The organism is Candidatus Pantoea floridensis (assembly GCF_900215435.1).
Lineage (GTDB): Bacteria > Pseudomonadota > Gammaproteobacteria > Enterobacterales > Enterobacteriaceae > Pantoea > Pantoea floridensis.
Map to the genome: position 1 here is coordinate 1,991,804 of NZ_OCMY01000001.1, position 17,507 is coordinate 2,009,310.

The window sequence follows — 17,507 nt, forward strand, 5'->3', positions numbered from 1 at the left end:
AAGGAGTCACAGTGAAACATTTCAGGGTGCCGATTTGCTCTTAACATCCAGGATAGCGTGCAAATAAAAAAAGCCCGCGCTGAGCGAGCTTTTTAGCTTTCGGCTAATTCATGCCACGGCAGTGTTACTCAATATTCTGAATCTGTTCGCGCATCTGTTCGATCAGCACCTTCAACTCAATCGCTGATGCGGTGATCTCGGCGTTGATAGACTTCGACGCCAGCGTGTTCGATTCACGGTTAAACTCCTGCATCATGAAATCGAGGCGGCGGCCAACGGCTTCTTTCTTCTTCAGGATGTTGTAGGTCTCTTTAACGTGCGCATCCAGACGATCCAGCTCTTCCGCCACATCGATACGCTGCGCCATCATCACCAGCTCTTGCTCCAGGCGATTATTTTCCAGCTGTACTTCGGCTTCTGCCAGTTTGGTCACCAGGCGCTCGCGCTGCCATTTGATCACTTCCGGCATCTGCGCGCGCACTTTGCTGACTTCTTGCGATACGCCTTCCAGGCGCTGTTCTATCATCGCTTTCAGCGCGGTGCCTTCACTTTCGCGCGCTTCGATAAAATCATCTAATGCGCCATCCAGCGCTACCAGCAGTTCGGCGTTAATCGCATCCAGATCTTGCTCCTGCGCGGACATCACGCCAGGCCAGCGCAGAATATCCAGCGGGTTGATCGCGCCCTCATCGCTTTGCATTTTTACCCAGTTGGCGGCCTGCACCAGCTGTTTGGCCAGCGATTCATTCAGCTGTAATTCGCCTTGCGCGCTGGCATCGGCGTCGTAGCGCAGGTAGCACTCAATTTTACCGCGCGTCAAACGGTTGCGGATGCGCTCGCGGATTACCGGCTCCAGACCACGAAATTGTTCCGGCAGACGGATGTAGGTTTCCAGATAGCGCTGGTTAACAGAACGAAGTTCCCACGCGGCGCTGCCCCAGTGGCCTTTGGCTTCGCGGCGGGCGTAAGCGGTCATACTGCGGATCATAGTCGTCTTCTCATTTTCAGAAATGTTGGGTGAAGTATAGCGAGGCCGGCTCGAGGCTAACAGGCATAAGCGCACTTAAGCTTGAATAACAAAATATTACCGCTTTTCGCAACGCGCCTTTATGCTTAGCCCTCGTTCACTTTTGAGGATTCGTGATGTTCCGCTCCGTGGCTCTCCCTGCTTTATTGACGTTACTGCTGGCTGGATGTCAGACGCCTGTTACCTCGCATCAGCAGATCCCGCCGAATACGGCACCGGTGGCGGTGTGCGGTTCTGGTGACGTGATGATGCAAACCACGCTGTGGTTTGGCATGAATAAACCGAAAGGTGGCACCGTGAGTAACCTTGAATGGCAGCAGTTCGTGGATAACGACGTCACGCCGCGCTTCAAAGATGGATTATCAGTCTACGATGCCAAAGGGCAATGGCTGGGCGATAACGGCAAGCTGGCGCGGGAAAACAGTAAAGCGCTGATGCTGATTCACAACGCAGATCGCAGCAGTTCTGACAGTATTAATGGATTGCGTGAGGTCTACAAAAAGCGCTTTGAGCAGGAATCCGTGATGCGCGTTGATTCACTGGTATGCGTGGCGTTTTAACGGTTGAGCTTGACCCGACATTTATATCGCGAGGCTTTGGTAGGGTGCGCATTGCTGCGCACCCAAAAACATCAGATAAACAGCCCAGCGAATGCGGCGGAGAGCAAACTCACCAGCGTGGAGCCATAAACCAGCTTCCAGCCAAATCGTGAGACCACGTTGCCCTGTTTCTCGTTCAGGCCTTTAATGGCACCGGCAACAATGCCAATCGAAGCGAAGTTAGCAAACGACACCAGGAACACCGACAGAATCCCCAGACCGCGCGGCGTCATCTCCGCTGCCACTTTCTTCAGCTCAATCATCGCCACAAACTCGTTCGCCACCAGCTTGGTAGCCATAATACTTGCCGCCTGTAGCGCATCGGCGGACGGAATCCCCACCAGCCAGGCAAACGGATAGAAAACGTAACCGAGCAGCTGCTGGAAACTGTAGCCAAATACCGTGGCAAACAGCGCATTGATAGCCGCAATCAGCGCGATAAAGCCAATCAGCATTGCCAGGATGATCATCGCCACTTTAAAGCCGGCGAGAATGTATTCGCCCAGCATCTCAAAGAAACTCTGATCTTCGTGCAGCTTATCCAGCGCGATATGTTCTTCGTTCTCCGGACGCGTCGGGTTAATGATCGAAAGAATAATAAAGGTGCTGAACATGTTGAGCAGCAACGCCGCAACCACATATTTCGCGTCAATCATCGACATATAAGCGCCAACAATCGACAGTGAAACCGTCGACATCGCCGTGGCCGCCATGGTGTACATACGCGGTGCGGAGATATCGCCGAGAATGCCTTTATACGCGATAAAGTTTTCAGACTGGCCAAGAATCAGCGTGCTGACGGCGTTAAAGGATTCCAGCTTGCCCATTCCGTTCACTTTCGACAGCAGGGTGCCGACCAGCCGAATCAGCAGCGGCAAAATACGCCAGTGCTGCAAAATACCGATCAGCGCAGAAATAAACACGATGGGGCAGAGCACGCCAAGGAAGATGAATGCCAGGCCCTGATTCGCCATATTGCCAAACACAAAGTTAGTGCCTTGTGCCGCAAAGGTTAATAAGGTCTCGAAGAAGCCGCCCACCGCGGTAACCACCGATTGCCCGCCCGCTGAGTGAAGGAAGAACCAACCCAGCGCGGCTTCAACGACCAACAGTTGAATAATAAAGCGTGGACGAATCCGTTTACGGTCATGGCTGACCAACAGCGCAAGGGCAAAGATCACCACCAGCGCCAGCAGGAAATGCAGTATCGCTATCATCATTTATCTTTTTAAGGGAGGAAACGCGCATTTAGCCACAGCCGCCGCGGAATTTCATCCAGGATTGTGCCGATCGCGGGCAGGACAGCCGGAGATGAAGTCCGTATAATGCGCAGCCAAACCCAAGCAAGCCGGAGAGAAACCATGCGTCCAGCAGGCCGTAGTGCAGCAGAAACACGTCCCGTCACCCTTACTCGTCACTACACCAAACACGCAGAAGGCTCTGTGCTCGTTGAGTTCGGCGAAACCAAAGTGCTGTGCACCGCAACCGTCGAAGAAAGCGTGCCGCGTTTCCTCAAAGGCAAAGGTCAGGGGTGGATTACCGCGGAATATGGCATGCTACCGCGTTCCACCCACAGCCGTATGGCGCGTGAAGCCGCCAAGGGCAAACAGGGCGGACGTACGCTGGAGATTCAGCGTCTGATCGCCCGTTCACTGCGTGCCGCCGTCGATTTGCAGGCGCTGGGTGAGTTCACCATTACTCTGGATTGCGATGTGATTCAGGCCGATGGCGGCACCCGCACCGCCTCTATTACCGGTGCCTGCGTGGCGCTGGCTGATGCGTTAAACGCATTGGTTGCGGCAGGCAAACTGAAAGCCAGCCCGCTGAAAGGCATGGTAGCGGCGATTTCCGTTGGCATCGTCGGCGGTGAAGCGCTGTGCGATCTGGAGTATGTCGAAGATTCCGCCGCAGAAACCGACATGAACGTGGTGATGACCGAAGATGGCCGCATGATTGAAGTGCAGGGCACCGCTGAAGGCGAGCCGTTCAGCCACGACGAATTACTGCAGCTGCTGGCGCTGGCGCGAGGCGGCATTGAGCAGTTGATTCAGGCGCAGAAAGCGGCGCTAACCAATTGATGTAACAGGCGACCATAGAGTCGCCTTTTCTTTATTTGAGGAGTGAGAAATGAAAGCCTGGCAGCGTCAGTTTATTGAATTCGCCCTGAACAAAGGGGTGCTGAAGTTTGGAGAGTTCACCCTAAAATCGGGGCGTAAAAGTCCCTATTTCTTTAACGCCGGCCTGTTTAATACCGGCCGTGATTTAGCGCTGCTGGGACGTTTCTATGCGCAGGCGCTGGTGGATGGCGGCGTTGATTTCGACCTGCTGTTTGGCCCAGCGTATAAAGGCATTCCGATTGCCACCACCACCGCAGTGGCGCTGGCCGATCATCACGAGCGCGACGTGCCTTACTGCTTCAACCGTAAAGAAGCCAAAGATCACGGCGAAGGTGGTTTGCTGGTGGGCAGCCCGCTGCAGGGCAAAGTGATGTTGGTGGATGATGTGATCACCGCTGGCACAGCGATCCGTGAATCAATGGATATCATCAGCGCGCACAACGCCACGTTAGCGGGCGTATTGATTTCGCTGGATCGTCAGGAACGTGGTCGCGGCGATATTTCAGCGATTCAGGAAGTCGAGCGCGATTACAAGTGCAAAGTCACTGCGATTATCACGCTGGCCGAGCTGATTGATTATCTGGAAGAGAAGCCGGAGATGGCCGACCATCTGGCGAAAGTACGCGCGTATCGCAAAGAGTATGGGATTTAACCACCAGACAATTGTGCGGTTCGTTATGAGGTTGCCATGAATGGCAACCCTACGACATCAGGTCGGCATTGATGCCGACCTGATGTTTTAAACCAGCTGCGCAGCCATCAACGGCCAGCGGCTATCGAAATCAGCGGTTGGACGAAAGCGGAATTCGGAACGCACATAGCGCGACAGCAGTCCCTCACAGAACGCCAGCAGCTGGCTCGCCAGTAGCGTTTCGTCGTTCTGGAAACCTTCTCCATCACGCATTTTCTTTTCGCGCATCACCTGACGCAGCTGCACTTCAATGCGCTCAAACAGCTGATTGATCCGCCCCTGCAGGCGATCCTGTTCAAACATCAGCGCGTGGCCGGTCAAAATACGCGTCAGCCCTGGATTACGCTCACCAAATCCCAAAATCAGCTGCACGATTAAACGCAGTCGCGTCAGCGTCTCTTTTTCGTCTTTCAGGATCAAATTGATGCGGGTAATCAGACTGTCTTCAATAAACTCAATGAGGCTATCGAACATGCGCGTTTTGCTGGGAAAGTGGCGGTACAATGCCGCTTCCGAAACGCCTACATTGGCTGCCAGCTTGGCGGTGGTGATGCGCTGACTGCCATCGCTCGACTCCAGCATTTGCGCCAGCGCCTGCAAAATCTCTTCGCGACGATTCCGTTTCGCGACTTTTTTTTCTGCCATGACCTTCAACACCCCTGAAATTCACCAAAAACAGGCAATACTGCCTCATCTGCCACAGACAAAGCGGCCTGTGGCGACAAGAAATAAAAAGATGGCTAAGCGAAAAGTGTCGCGTGTTACTGACGGCCTGAGTGACCGAAGCCGCCCGCGCCGCGGTCGCTGGTGTCAAAATCGTCCACCAGGTTAAATTCCGCCTGCACAACTGGCACGAAAACCAGCTGTGCTAAACGGTCGCCTGGCTGCAGAGTGAAGCTGTCCTGGCCGCGGTTCCAGACGGAAACCATCAGCTGGCCCTGATAATCGGAGTCGATTAAACCCACCAGGTTACCCAGCACGATGCCATGTTTATGGCCAAGGCCAGAACGCGGCAAAATCACCGCTGCAAGGCTGGCATCGGCAATGTGAATGGCCAGGCCTGTGGGCACCAGCGTGGTCATGCCCGGCGCGATTTCCAGTGCGTCATCCAGACAGGCGCGCAAATCGAGACCTGCGGAGCCAGAGGTTGCATACGTTGGCAGCGGGAATTCATTGCCTACGCGTGCATCAAGAATTTTAACGTCGATTTTTTTCATCATAACGGCTGACAATCTCGTCTATTAATTGTTGGCCAAGGAGCGTCTTATCACTGAGCGGTAAGACTTTTTCTCCCTCCTGCCAAAAAAGGTGAAGAGCATTGGTGTCGCTATTGAATCCCTGACCCGCCTGCGCCACGTCGTTGGCACAAATCAGATCCAGGTTTTTTCGCACCCGTTTTTGCCGCGCGTATTCTTCCACATTCTGGGTTTCGGCAGCAAATCCCACAACGTAAGGGCGATGTTCCTGCAGCGCCGCCACGCCCGCGACAATATCGGGGTTCTTCACCAACTGCAGCGTGACGCTATCGTCGCCACCCTGTTTTTTGATTTTCTCTGCGGCAATCGTCGCCGCCCGGTAGTCTGCCACGGCTGCGCTGGCAATGAAAATATGTTGTTGCTGGATTTGCGCCATCACCGCGGCTTCCATTTCCAGTGCGCTATCAACATCTACGCGCTGTACGCCCGCTGGCGTTGGCAGCGCAACCGGACCGGCAACCAGCGTCACATTCGCGCCGCGTTTTGCCGCAGCGGCGGCAATGGCAAAGCCCATCTTACCGGAGCTGTGGTTGCTGATATATCGCACCGGATCCAGCGCTTCACGCGTTGGGCCGGCGGTGATCATAATGTTGAGATGTTGCAGATCGTTGACGGGCGCAGCCCATTCCAGCGCGTGGGCAACAATCGCCAGCGGGTCGAGCATACGGCCAGGACCGATGTCGCCGCACGCCTGGCTGCCGCTGTCGGGACCCCAAATCAGCACGCCGCGTTGCTGCAGACGCAGCAGGTTCTCTTGCGTGATGGCCGCGCGGTACATCTGCTGATTCATAGCAGGAACGATGGCGAGAGGCGCATCGCTTGCCAGGCACGCGGTGGTGACCAAATCGTTCGCCATACCGGCGGTGACGCGGGCAATTAAATCGGCTGTTGCAGGTGCTAGCACAATCAAATCGGCCCATTTTGCCAGTTCAATATGCCCCATCGCGGCTTCTGCAGCGGGGTCGAGCAGGTCATCAAATACCGGATACCCGGAAACGGCTTGTAAGCTAAGCGGCGTAATAAAGGCTTTGGCCGCTTCGGTCATCATTACGCGGACGTCTGCGCCGCGATCGCGCAGCCGACGCACCAGTTCTGGCGCTTTATAGGCCGCAATGCCGCCGCTGACGCCCAGCAGAATTTTCTTTCCGGCTAATCCCATCATGTTCTTCGCCTCAAAGCAGATTGCCGCGTCACAGGCGGCAGATGCAGGCAACTTTATCACAAAATCCGCAACGCGCCTTTTCACTGCCTGCGGCCTTTGCGAGCCGGCTCTGAAATTCCGTTTTGCTTGCTGGCGCGCCGTGCGGCAGACGCGCAGAATCGCCGCAACGCAGGGAGAGCAATGTCATGACGGAACTGGCACCACGGGAAAAGCTACTGTTAATAGGCGCGGAAAGGCTGAATGATGCTGAGCTGTTGGCGATTTTTTTGCGCACCGGTACGCGCGGCACCAGCGTGCTGCTGCTGGCGCATCAGATGCTGAACGAGTTTGGTTCGCTGTATCGCATTATGACCGCCAGCAAAGAGGAGCTGGGGCAAATTAAAGGTGTGGGCAGCGCCAAGATGACGCAGCTTTACGCCATCGCTGAATTGGGGCGACGCTTTTTTGCCAGCCAGCTGGCGCGGGAAAATGTGATGGAAAATCCGCAGGTGACGCGCCATTACCTACAAAGCGTGCTGGCCCATCAGGAACGAGAAGTGTTTATGGCGCTGTTTCTGGATAATCAGCATCGCGTGTTGCAGGCACAAAAGATGTTTTCGGGTTCGATTGCCAGCGTGGAGGTGCATCCGCGTGAAATTGTGCGCGAAGCCTTGAAGCTTAACGCTGCGGCGGTGATTCTGGCGCACAATCACCCCTCGGGCGTCGCTGAACCGAGCCGGGCCGATCGCGATATTACCGCGAAAATTGGCCAGGCCTGCGCGCTGCTCAATATCCGTTTACTTGATCATCTGGTGATCGGTCACGGCGAGTTTACCTCTTTCGCTGAGCGGGGTTGGTTGTAATTCATCGATTCAATTGAACAGAAATGAGGCATTTTTGCGCGATCCAGAGGGATCTTTATCTGTTCGGGACTTGAGCACTCAGGCTGAGCGGCGTATACTACGCCACCTTTGAGAATCTCGGGTTTGGCGTTTGGGCCAGCTTAGCGGGTTCACATGGAACTCGCCTGGGCGGGCTAAGGCCTGACGAGGCGGCCAAAACCTAGTTTTTAAAGCTCGAGCTGATTTGATTTTTGGAGAATAGAAATGTCACGAGTCTGCCAGGTAACTGGAAAGCGTCCGGTAACGGGTAACAACCGTTCCCACGCAATGAACGCGACGAAACGCCGTTTCCTGCCGAACCTGCACTCTCACCGTTTCTGGGTTGAGAGCGAAAAGCGCTTCGTTACTCTGCGTGTATCTGCTAAAGGTATGCGTGTTATTGATAAAAAGGGCATCGATACGGTTCTGACCGAAATCCGCGCCCGTGGTGAGAAGTACTAAGGAACTGAATCATGGCTAAAGGTATTCGTGAGAAGATCAAGCTGGTTTCCTCTGCTGGTACAGGTCACTTCTATACCACCACGAAGAACAAACGTACTAAACCAGAGAAATTAGAACTGAAAAAGTTCGATCCGGTTGTACGTCAGCACGTGATCTACAAAGAAGCTAAAATTAAGTAATTTTAGTGTTCTTAGAAAAACCCGGCTTCGGCCGGGTTTTTTGTTTCTGCGATTCGTTGAGGAGATGAGATGCCTGAATTACCTGAGGTAGAAACCAGTCGACGCGGTATTGAACCCCATATGGTGGGTGCCACCATTCTGCATGCGGTGGTGCGCAATTCCCGTTTGCGCTGGCCGGTCTCGCATGAAATCCATGCGCTGAGCGACCAACCGGTATTAAGCGTGCAGCGTCGCGCCAAATACCTGCTGCTGGAGCTGCCACATGGCTGGATCATCATTCACCTCGGCATGTCCGGTAGCCTGCGCGTGCTGCCCGGCGAACAGCCCGCAGCCAAACACGATCACGTCGATTTGGTGATGAGCAACGGCAAAGTGCTGCGCTACACCGATCCGCGGCGTTTTGGCGCCTGGCTGTGGAGCAGCGATCTGGCCGGCAGCAGCGTGCTGGCGCATCTCGGTCCGGAACCGTTAAGCAGCGAATTTGATGGCGCTTATCTGTTTGAAAAGTCACGCGGCAAACGCACGCTGATCAAACAGTGGCTGATGGATAACAAAGTGGTGGTTGGCGTCGGTAACATCTACGCCAGCGAATCGCTGTTTACCGCCGGGATCTTACCCGATCGTCCGGCGATGAGTTTGAGTCAGGAAGAGGCCGAGCTGCTGGTGAATACCATCAAAGCCGTATTGCTGCGCTCGATTGAGCAGGGTGGCACTACGCTGCGCGATTTCCTGCAAACGGATGGTAAACCCGGCTATTTCGCGCAGGAGTTGCAGGTTTATGGCCGCACCGGAGAACCTTGCCGCGCCTGTGGTACGCCGATTGTCAGCGGCAAGCATGGCCAGCGCAGCACCTTCTGGTGTCCACGCTGCCAGCACTGAGTTAAGGCTGCGCCAGTCGCGCCAGTAAAGCCTTGTGCACCACGGCAGGCAGGAATGCCTGCACGTCACCGGCATGGCGCGCCACTTCTTTTACCAGCGAAGAAGAGACGAACGAGAAGCCCTCGGACGGCATCAGAAATACGCTTTCAAGGGTGGGCAACAGATGACGGTTCATCTGCGCCAGCTGCAGCTCATATTCGAAATCGGAAACCGCACGCAACCCGCGCACCAGCACGTTGGCGTTCTGCGCTTGCGCAAAGTTCGCCATCAAATCGCTGAAACCCACGACGTCCACATTGGGCAAATGTGCCGTTACCTGGCGCGCCATATCCACACGCTCATCCAGCCTGAACAGCGGTTTCTTGCTCGGGCTGGCGGCAATCGCCACCACGATGCGGTCAAACATCTGCGCCGCGCGCGTCACAATATCCAGATGACCCAAGGTGAAAGGATCAAAGGTGCCGGGATAAATCGCTTTGGTGCTCATACGCGGCCTTTTGTTGAGGTGTGATGCAGCGCCCAGAGCGCCGAGTATTTGTTGAAGGTGTATTGCGCGTTCACTACCGCCAGAATCCAGCCCTGTTTGCCATCAAGGAAACCGGCGCGCAGCAGCAGCGTTTTCACAAACGCGCCGAGCGTATGGCTAAAGATAGAGAACGAGCCGCAGCGTTTGCCGCGCTGGAAACGCTCTTGCGCCCAGGCTTCGGCATAGTTCATTTGCTTGCGCTGGAAAGCGATGAGATCGCGGCAGGTAAGATGTTGCAGGTCGCCCGGCAACGTCACCACCGGCGCGCCCTGCGTCTCCAGCGATTCATGTACCAGGTTGTCGTTGTAATTCAGCTTGCGCGGGTAGAGGCGCATCACGCGGTCGGGATACCAACCGCTGTGGCGCATAAAGCGACCGAGAAACAGGTTGCTGCGCCCCAGGCTGTAAACGGTGTCTGACGGCGGTTGAGCTAAAACCTGTTCAATGGCACGACGCAGTTCTGGCGTCACCCGCTCATCAGCATCGATCATCAAAATCATATCGCCGTTGGCATGTGCCTGCGCGCGCTGGCGCTGTTTGCCAAATCCATCCCAGCCTTCAGCCTGGTACACCTGTGCGCCATGCTCCCGCGCGACTTGTGCGGTGTGGTCTGAACTGCCGGAGTCCAGCACCACAATCTCATCCGCCCAGCTAACGGAGGTCAGCGCCTCTGGCAGCAGCTCAGCTTCATTTTTGGCGATCATCACCACAGAGAGGCGTTGGCGTTGCGACATGAGTTAGTGTGCTCGCGGCGGTAAGTGAGGTTCGAGTAACTGTAGCAGACGCTGTAAGGCGCCCTGATTCTGATGCAGCACTTCCACGGCATGGCGACCGTAATAGCGGCGATAATCGTCATCCTGCAGCAGGTTAGCGACCTCTTTTTGTAACGACACCACGTCAGTAACGGTAATCAAACCTTCGGCCTGCTGCAACTTGGCGCAAATATCTTTGAAGTTCCAGATGTGCGGACCCATCAGCACGGGGATCGCGTGTGCGGCCGGTTCGAGCGGATTGTGCCCGCCGCGCTCCACTAAACTGCCGCCAACAAAGGCGAGGTCAGCAATGCCGTACAGCATCATCAATTCACCCATGGTGTCGCCAATCACGACCTGGGTGGAGCTTGATGGAATTTCACCGCTGCTGCGTAAGATAAAACTGAAGCCACGTTTTTGCGCCAGGTCACAGGCATCTTTGAAACGCTCTGGATGGCGCGGCACCAAAATCAGCAGTAGATCGGGAAACTGCTGCAGCAGACGACGATGGGCATCGAGCACAATCGCCTCTTCGCCTTCGTGGGTGCTGGTGGCGATCCATACCGGGCGACGCGATGCCCACTGACGACGCAGCGTCACCGCTTTGGCCGCCAATTCCGGCGTGACCGAGATATCAAATTTGAGACTGCCGGTGACGGTAAGATGCGAACGTTTCAGGCCAAGGCTAAGGAAACGGTCGCCATCTTCAGCGTTTTGCGCAGCAATCAGCGTGATACGTTGCAGCAAATCGCGCATAAAGCCGCCGAGCTTTTTGTAGCCTTTGGCTGAACGCTCAGACAAGCGCGCATTGGCAATCACCAGCGGGATTTGGCGCTGATGCAAAATACGGATGATGTTTGGCCACAGCTCGGTTTCCATAATGATCACCAGCCGTGGATTGACGTTATCAAGGAAGCGATTAATGGAGCCAGGCAGATCATATGGCAGATAAACGTGGTGCACATCTTTGCCAAATGCTGATTGCGCGCGCTCGGAGCCGGTTGGCGTCATGGTGGTGACGGTGATCGGTAAAGTGGGATAGCGGTGGCGCAGCGCGCGCACCAGCGGCACCGCCGCCAGCGTTTCGCCGACGGATACGGAGTGCAGCACAATACCGTGCGGCAGTACTTTTCCAGCGCAGTAGCCGTAGCGTTCTGCCCAGCGCTTACGATAGGCCGGTGCTTTTCGACCGCGCAGCCACAGGCGCAGCCAGATGAGTGGCTGAATCAGATAGAGCAAGGCTGTGTATAGAGTCGTCATAGTTACCGTTACGACAGAATCGCGTCAAAAAACAGATGAAAGGCGGCATGTTATCAGAAACTAGCCGCCTGCTCATACCACTTCGTCAGCGGCTCTGCAGCACTTGCTGATAAAGTGAAGTCAGCGCCAGCGCCAGTCGCTGCGGACCAAAAGGTTCAATTCTACGTCGTGCGGCTTCACCCATGGCAGAATTGTGTGAAAGTGCTGGCGTGGCGATTACGGCTTCGTTTAACGCTTTGATATCTAACGCATCACAAACAAAACCTTCCTGGCCTGCAGTGATAAATTCAGCGCCACCGCAGCCGGTGCTGGTGATCACCGCCAGGCCGCAGGCCATTGCTTCCAGCACCACATTGGGAAAGGGGTCATAAAGCGTGGGCAGCAGCAGCGCGTCAGCGGCATGGTAAAACGGCTGTACATCCTGCTGCACGCCAACAAAACGCATTCGATCCAGGCAGTTAAGCTGATTCGCTAACTGCTGATAACGCGACAGGTGCTTATCCTGGCCAACCACCACCAGATAGCGATCGCTTTTCGCTACCGCCTCAATCGCGGCCTTAAGTCCTTTGCGCTCAAAGCCCGAACCGACATAAATCATCACTGTGGCATCGTGCGGCAGGTTGAGCTGCTGACGTGCTGTGTGGCGCAATGTTTCGCTGGCGGGCTGGAAACGCTGGCTATCAATCGCATTGTGAATCACATGAATCTTGCTGGCATCGAGCGTGAAGTGCCGCAAAATATCCTGCTTCACCATCTCGGAATTACAGATCACCGCCTTCAACGCAGGCGCATTGAACATCTCGGCTTCCGCCTGCAATACGTAGCGATGGTAAGGGCTGAGGCTGGCGCTCAAACGTTGCCACGGCGATACAATACGCGCGCGCTGTTCCAGCCATACGCGATGCACGCCATCTCCCGCGCGGAAGATATCGCAGCCGGCAATGCGTTCGTGGCTCTGCACAATATCGAACTTCTCACGTTCCCAGCATGCCCGGGCGGCGCGGGCAAAACCCCGTTCGCGCGAGATGCGGCCGAATTTCGCCGGATTACAGATGTGCAGATGCCAGGCCGGATTCGGCGTGCCCTGCCAGCTGCGGGTGATAATGTTGAGATCGAGCTGTTCGCTATCCAGTGCTTCCAGCGCACGTGAGATAAAGCGCTCGGCGCCGCCGTCGGGACGATATTTCTGCCGGACTATCGCCAGGCGTAACTTACTCATGCAAAAAACTCCTGGCGGCAGCGACCACATCCTCAACGGGAATAGCAGAAAGGTAGCGCTGTTGGGTATTGGTATCGATTGCGTCTGGCGACGGCAGCGGCCCATAATCGCCGGCCCAAATCACGCGGTTGTTCTCGCCCCACGGGCGCCAGTGTTGCAGCTTAGTTGGGCCAAACAGCGCAAGGCAGGGGGTTTCCAGCGCAGCGGCCATGTGCATGGGAGCAGAATCCACGCCGATAAACAGCTGCGCCGCATTGATGAGTGCGGCCAATTGCGGCAAGGAGAGTTGACCCGCCAGCGACACCACATTGTGGCTGCGGCACAGCGACTGAATATTGGCGATCATCGCCAGCTCTTTCTGGTCTGGTCCTGCGGTAAGCACCACGGTACGGCCTTCAGCGGTGAGCGCATCGATCACCTGTGCGACTTTGTCATCTTCCCAGCATTTAAACTGCCAGCGAGAAGTGGGTTGCACCACAATAAAAGGCGCGCTGACCGCGTGCTGTGCCAGCATGTCCTGCACCTTTTGCCAATCGGCCGCGCTGAAGTGCATTGAGGCTTTCGCGCCCGCGGCGCTGATACCGAGCGGCGTCAGCGCCGCCATATTCTGTTCAACCGTATGCAGCTGGTTATGATTGGCGGTGCTAACCAACTGATTGTGCATTCGGCGCCATAAAACATTGTCGCGCTTGTGAAAAGCAAAACCGATACGCACGTTGGCGCCGGAAAGGCCGGTAATAATGGCGCTGCGCCACTGATCGGCGAGGTTGATCACGAGGTCATAATGGCAGGCGCGTACCGCAGAAATCAGGCGCATTTCGTGACGGAATTTCTGCCAGCCGCCCTCTTTCTTCCAGTTGCGATCGATAAAGTGTAACTGGCGAATGGCCGGATGCGCTTCCAGCATCGGACGGGTCTCTTTATACAGCAGAACGTCGATATTGGCCTGCGGATAGCGCTGGCGAAGCGCATTGATAGCGGGTGTGGTCAGCAGCATATCGCCGTGATGGCGCAGCTTGATCAATAGAATATTTTTCGGTGTAAATGGGTCTGGAATCGGGCTTGCCATACTCAAATGATCTCAGAATTCAGTCAGCTGATTGTAGGGCAAACCCCAAAAGCGTGAAAGCCGGGTGCAGCGCTTATTTCTTACGCCAGCGATAAATCCGACTCAGCCACAACAGCAGTTGATACCATTGCCGCAGGCCGCGTGCGTTACGCAGCATGCGTTTATGCGTTTGTGTGGCAAACAGGTCTTCAATCATCGCCAGACGCGCACTCTCTTCGGGTTCGCGACGAATGCAGTGGCAGACGCTGAGCGCCTCATGCGTAATCTGGGCGTGAAATGACGGATAGATTTTCACTTTATCGCGATAGCGCACGTTAATCTCTTCCAGCAATCGCGCAATTTTCAGGTAATGGCGCTGATACTCAACGTTGCGCTGGCCGGTGCGCTTACGATTGCTGATTGACGCATCGTGCATGTGGTAGCGATAGAAGATTTGATCGGTGTAGCGCACGCGTTTAGCGTTAAGCATCAGCTCGGTGGTCCAGGGGATATCCTGATGATGCAGGCCGGGTTCAAAATAGAGCTGCAGCTGCTCGATCAGTTCACGGCGATAAATCCCCAGCCATACCACGTGCATGTAGCGCCGCGTTTGCAGTGCCTTATTGAGCCATTCAGGGCCGCTAAGCACGCCGGTGCTGGTGAGGCGATCGCGGGGAATCAGCGGCTTGACCTGTTGACTGGCCTTAAAGAACCACTCCGCATTGCACTGCGCGACGTCGAGATTATCGCGCTCTGCCATTTCGACCAGGGTTTGATACATCGCCGGGTCCATGGTGTCGTCAGCATCCGGGAATGACACGTACTTACCACGCGCGACGGCCAGTCCGGCATTGCGGGCGCGAGACACGCCCCCGTTGGCTTGATGAACAACGCGCACATGGTGGTGCTGTTGTGCATAGGCGTCGGCACGCTCGCCGGAGCCGTCGGTAGATCCGTCATCGACAACGATGATTTCCATGTCGCTAAGCGTTTGTGCCAGCAGCGCCTGCATGCAGACAGTGAAATCGCTGCCCGCATTGAACATGGGAATGATAAGGCTGAGTAAAGGGGCAGATTGAGCAGGGGGCATTGTCATGCTGTTTTTGTGTTCTTCCGTCGCGCCAGGCGTTGTTGCTGCCTCGCGGTAATAAAATCATGAATATCGTCCAGCTTCCGCTGATCCAGTTCAAACAGCTGTTCAGTGGGATGCTTAAATTTGTACTGCGCTGCGAAAACAAATGATGAAGGCGCAATATGATTTGGGCCAATCAGCAAGACATCGCCAAGAGGGCGCTGTTCTTCTACACAGCAAGGACCGTAAATCAAAATAATGGGAACATGCTGCGCATCGGCAATATAAACGTTCCCCGAATCAGACGCGATATAGAAATCCATCTCGTTGATAACGGCGGGAACGTCTTCTAACGGCACTTTACCTACCAAACTGATCACATTCTCACGCGCGCCGACAACTTTATACAGCTCTTGTAGACGTGATTGTTCATTCGGTGCGCCAAAGGCAAAGAACTGACAGGGCAAATCGCTGAGATGGTCAAACAGTCGCTGCCAAATCAGCGGAGGAATCGTTTTCGCCTGGTTACCGGCGGTGATACTGATACCAATTCGGATCCCATCATGCTGGAAAATTTCTGCAGGCAGCGCGTGAGGTTGCCAAAGCGGTTGTGTCGCATGTTTCGGATAGCTCTCTTTAGTAAAAGAACGATCGGCGAGCTTTAAATAATTTTCCAACGTGAGCGTATTTTTTTCGTGCTGCACGACACCTGAAGCGGTGAGGTAAAAAAGCTTCTGATAGCTTCGGCGACGATAGCTGGAAAGAAATTGCTTGTTACTGGCGTTACAGCAAGAGGCAATAAATAGATTGAGATTGGTTGGATGCAGCAGATAGATATTGTCGTAACGATTAAGTAATAACCATATTAATTTGAATTTCTTAATCAGTCCTGAACGATGATCTTCGATGTACCAGATATTTTCTAGCGTGCTGTCACGCGTCGCCAGAGCCGCTACGCTATGGCTTAGCAGCGCATCGCTTTTTCCCAAATGGGTTAATAGCGGAGTGATGTTAATAAAATCACCAATCTTCGCTGTTTGAATCACGAGATTTTTACCGGTCCTGGCATGGAAGATTTTCATCAACCATTTCACCGGTAAAAAAAGAATGAAGAGAATGGTATACGTCAACGATCTATCCCCATGTTCGGCCACACCGACATGGGGACCTGTTTAACCTGAAACGTGCTGAGTATGTGAATATGAGGGTTTTGCCGCTTCAGCCAGTTGCAAATAGTGCTGACAAACCACGTTGAGACTATAAATGCTTAAGTCCAGATGTTGCAACTCTGGCGGGTTCGCATAAATTTCGCGCATTTTTTCCGCCAGTGACTGCGCATTTAATTCAGCAAGCCCACGCGCAAGGTCACCGCTCATTATCGACGCCGGGCCACCAGGGCAACGTGTACTGACGATGGAAGTGCCGCAGCTCAGGGCTTCTACCAGCACATTACCGAATCCTTCGCTATCTGAACTAAGCACTAACAGACGTGCGTGGCGAATCCACGGGTAAGGATTGGCGTGAAAGCCTTCGAAGCGCACGCGCTCAGCAATACCTAAATCAGCGGTTTGCTGACGTAATTTTTCCGTGATTTTTTCACTTCCCTGACCCAATAACACTAAGGGAGCGCTGATACCACTCATAGCATAGGCGTCCAGCAAGCGATCGTGGCGTTTTGTTTCATGAAAACGCCCGACGTGCAGGACGAAATCACTGCCGGCCATGGGGCAGGGTTCGGCGGCAAGGCGACTAATAAGATTGAAATCGAAGGGGTTGACTATCACACGCGTTTTGCTGGGCTTTACGCCAATATTCTGAACAACATCATCAATGACGTATTGTGAAACACCAATCAATTGTTTGCCTTGATAAGTCAGGCGTATTTTGAGCCGTTTAAGCCACAGCGAGAATCCTGATTTACGCTTAAGGTACGAGGCTGAGAATACGCCATGCAGACAATACCAGGTTTTATTCGTATCCAGCGCGTGCGCGCGCCGCACAATGCGATCGGTTTTGTGTAGATGTGAAAGAACCAGGTCAAATTTTCCGTGCGTTGCTTCGCTTGCACGCACGGCGGCGTCAAGGAGATGCGCTCGACGATAAGTTTCAGTCAACTTACGCCAGGGACGAGAGCTGCTATCAATGATGGTCTGATAATCAACGCCGGATGGAATGGGGTAATCACACACCTTACGCAATGAAAAAAGCGACACCCGATGTCCCTGACTTATAAAACCTTCTGCCAGCGTCAGGACGACTTTTTCGGCCCCTCCTCCCGGCAGGCCATCAATCACCATCAGAATGCGCTTTGACAAATTCGTTACTCCTAATCGCCAGCCTGTTTTTAATGATACAAAAACTATCATCCCCGCTAAAAACAGGACTGAATATAAGATAA

General features: G+C 54.4%; 20 protein-coding genes. 7 read left to right on the forward strand and 13 right to left on the reverse strand.

The annotated features are described in order from the left end of the window. Positions 1-124: 124 nt before the first annotated feature. Entirely contained in the window at positions 125-988 is an 864-nt protein-coding gene (locus CRO19_RS09275; RefSeq protein ID WP_097095575.1) for a YicC/YloC family endoribonuclease, read from the reverse strand. 155 nt (positions 989-1,143) lie between these two features. On the opposite strand from CRO19_RS09275, the gene CRO19_RS09280 reads away from it, so the two are divergent. Further along, a complete protein-coding gene (locus CRO19_RS09280) occupies positions 1,144-1,587 on the forward strand; it encodes a DUF3574 domain-containing protein (RefSeq protein WP_097095576.1) in 444 nt (147 codons plus the stop codon). A gap of 71 nt (positions 1,588-1,658) precedes the next feature. Here CRO19_RS09280 and CRO19_RS09285 read toward each other — a convergent pair whose 3' ends face one another. Next, positions 1,659-2,843, reverse strand: a complete 1,185-nt coding sequence (locus tag CRO19_RS09285; protein WP_097097622.1) for a NupC/NupG family nucleoside CNT transporter — start codon at positions 2,841-2,843, stop codon at positions 1,659-1,661. A gap of 144 nt (positions 2,844-2,987) precedes the next feature. Between CRO19_RS09285 and rph the strand changes: the two genes are divergently transcribed. Both rph and pyrE read left to right on the forward strand, forming a co-directional pair. Then, on the forward strand, positions 2,988-3,704 hold the full coding sequence (gene rph, locus CRO19_RS09290; RefSeq protein WP_097095577.1) for a ribonuclease PH: 717 nt from the start codon (positions 2,988-2,990) through the stop codon (positions 3,702-3,704). Positions 3,705-3,753: 49 nt separating this feature from the next. Beyond that, positions 3,754-4,395: an orotate phosphoribosyltransferase gene (gene pyrE / locus CRO19_RS09295; protein WP_097095578.1), complete on the forward strand. Its 642-nt coding sequence runs from the start codon at positions 3,754-3,756 to the stop codon at positions 4,393-4,395. An 87-nt stretch (positions 4,396-4,482) separates the two neighbouring features. Here pyrE and slmA read toward each other — a convergent pair whose 3' ends face one another. From slmA to coaBC, 3 genes are all read right to left on the reverse strand, one after another. Further along, positions 4,483-5,079, reverse strand: coding sequence for a nucleoid occlusion factor SlmA (gene slmA / locus CRO19_RS09300; RefSeq protein ID WP_097095579.1), 597 nt, complete (start codon positions 5,077-5,079; stop codon positions 4,483-4,485). A 116-nt stretch (positions 5,080-5,195) separates the two neighbouring features. Then, positions 5,196-5,654, reverse strand: coding sequence for a dUTP diphosphatase (dut, locus tag CRO19_RS09305; protein ID WP_141400235.1), 459 nt, complete (start codon positions 5,652-5,654; stop codon positions 5,196-5,198). Beyond that, positions 5,632-6,852: a bifunctional phosphopantothenoylcysteine decarboxylase/phosphopantothenate--cysteine ligase CoaBC gene (coaBC, locus tag CRO19_RS09310; RefSeq protein ID WP_097095581.1), complete on the reverse strand. Its 1,221-nt coding sequence runs from the start codon at positions 6,850-6,852 to the stop codon at positions 5,632-5,634. Before coaBC ends, dut begins: the two co-directional genes overlap by 23 nt. 185 nt (positions 6,853-7,037) lie before the next feature. Here coaBC and radC point away from each other — a divergent pair, with 185 nt between their 5' ends. The 4 genes from radC (at position 7,038) to mutM (ending at position 9,232) form a co-directional block, all read left to right on the forward strand. Further along, positions 7,038-7,694 (forward strand): RadC family protein, encoded by a 657-nt coding sequence (gene radC, locus CRO19_RS09315; protein WP_097095582.1) that lies wholly within the window; start codon positions 7,038-7,040, stop codon positions 7,692-7,694. Positions 7,695-7,937: 243 nt separating this feature from the next. Further along, positions 7,938-8,174 (forward strand): 50S ribosomal protein L28, encoded by a 237-nt coding sequence (gene rpmB / locus CRO19_RS09320; protein ID WP_007885297.1) that lies wholly within the window; start codon positions 7,938-7,940, stop codon positions 8,172-8,174. 11 nt (positions 8,175-8,185) lie between these two features. Next, positions 8,186-8,353, forward strand: a complete 168-nt coding sequence (gene rpmG, locus CRO19_RS09325; protein WP_001051798.1) for a 50S ribosomal protein L33 — start codon at positions 8,186-8,188, stop codon at positions 8,351-8,353. A 69-nt stretch (positions 8,354-8,422) separates the two neighbouring features. Beyond that, positions 8,423-9,232: a bifunctional DNA-formamidopyrimidine glycosylase/DNA-(apurinic or apyrimidinic site) lyase gene (gene mutM, locus CRO19_RS09330; RefSeq protein WP_097095583.1), complete on the forward strand. Its 810-nt coding sequence runs from the start codon at positions 8,423-8,425 to the stop codon at positions 9,230-9,232. 1 nt (position 9,233) lies between these two features. Here the strand turns inward: mutM and coaD are convergent, their stop codons facing one another. From coaD to CRO19_RS09370, 8 genes are all read right to left on the reverse strand, one after another. After that, positions 9,234-9,719, reverse strand: coding sequence for a pantetheine-phosphate adenylyltransferase (gene coaD / locus CRO19_RS09335; RefSeq protein ID WP_097095584.1), 486 nt, complete (start codon positions 9,717-9,719; stop codon positions 9,234-9,236). Next, positions 9,716-10,492, reverse strand: coding sequence for a glycosyltransferase family 2 protein (locus CRO19_RS09340; RefSeq protein ID WP_097095585.1), 777 nt, complete (start codon positions 10,490-10,492; stop codon positions 9,716-9,718). Before CRO19_RS09340 ends, coaD begins: the two co-directional genes overlap by 4 nt. 3 nt (positions 10,493-10,495) lie before the next feature. Continuing rightward, on the reverse strand, positions 10,496-11,770 hold the full coding sequence (gene waaA / locus CRO19_RS09345) for a lipid IV(A) 3-deoxy-D-manno-octulosonic acid transferase (protein WP_097095586.1): 1,275 nt from the start codon (positions 11,768-11,770) through the stop codon (positions 10,496-10,498). Positions 11,771-11,855: 85 nt separating this feature from the next. Next, complete coding sequence (locus CRO19_RS09350) at positions 11,856-12,989, reverse strand: glycosyltransferase family 4 protein (protein WP_097095587.1); 1,134 nt, start codon at positions 12,987-12,989, stop codon at positions 11,856-11,858. Then, positions 12,982-14,058 carry a putative lipopolysaccharide heptosyltransferase III gene (gene rfaQ / locus CRO19_RS09355; protein WP_097095588.1) on the reverse strand — a complete coding sequence of 359 codons (1,077 nt, stop codon included), beginning with the start codon at positions 14,056-14,058 and terminating at the stop codon, positions 12,982-12,984. Before rfaQ ends, CRO19_RS09350 begins: the two co-directional genes overlap by 8 nt. A 73-nt stretch (positions 14,059-14,131) precedes the next feature. Next, positions 14,132-15,133: a glycosyltransferase gene (locus CRO19_RS09360; protein WP_097095589.1), complete on the reverse strand. Its 1,002-nt coding sequence runs from the start codon at positions 15,131-15,133 to the stop codon at positions 14,132-14,134. Continuing rightward, the gene (locus CRO19_RS09365) at positions 15,130-16,239 is read right to left on the reverse strand and encodes a glycosyltransferase family 9 protein (RefSeq protein ID WP_097095590.1); all 1,110 of its coding nucleotides are present in this window, start codon (positions 16,237-16,239) and stop codon (positions 15,130-15,132) included. Before CRO19_RS09365 ends, CRO19_RS09360 begins: the two co-directional genes overlap by 4 nt. Before the next feature lie 42 nt (positions 16,240-16,281). After that, positions 16,282-17,406: a glycosyltransferase gene (locus CRO19_RS09370; protein WP_097097623.1), complete on the reverse strand. Its 1,125-nt coding sequence runs from the start codon at positions 17,404-17,406 to the stop codon at positions 16,282-16,284. Between the last annotated feature and the right edge of the window lie 101 nt (positions 17,407-17,507).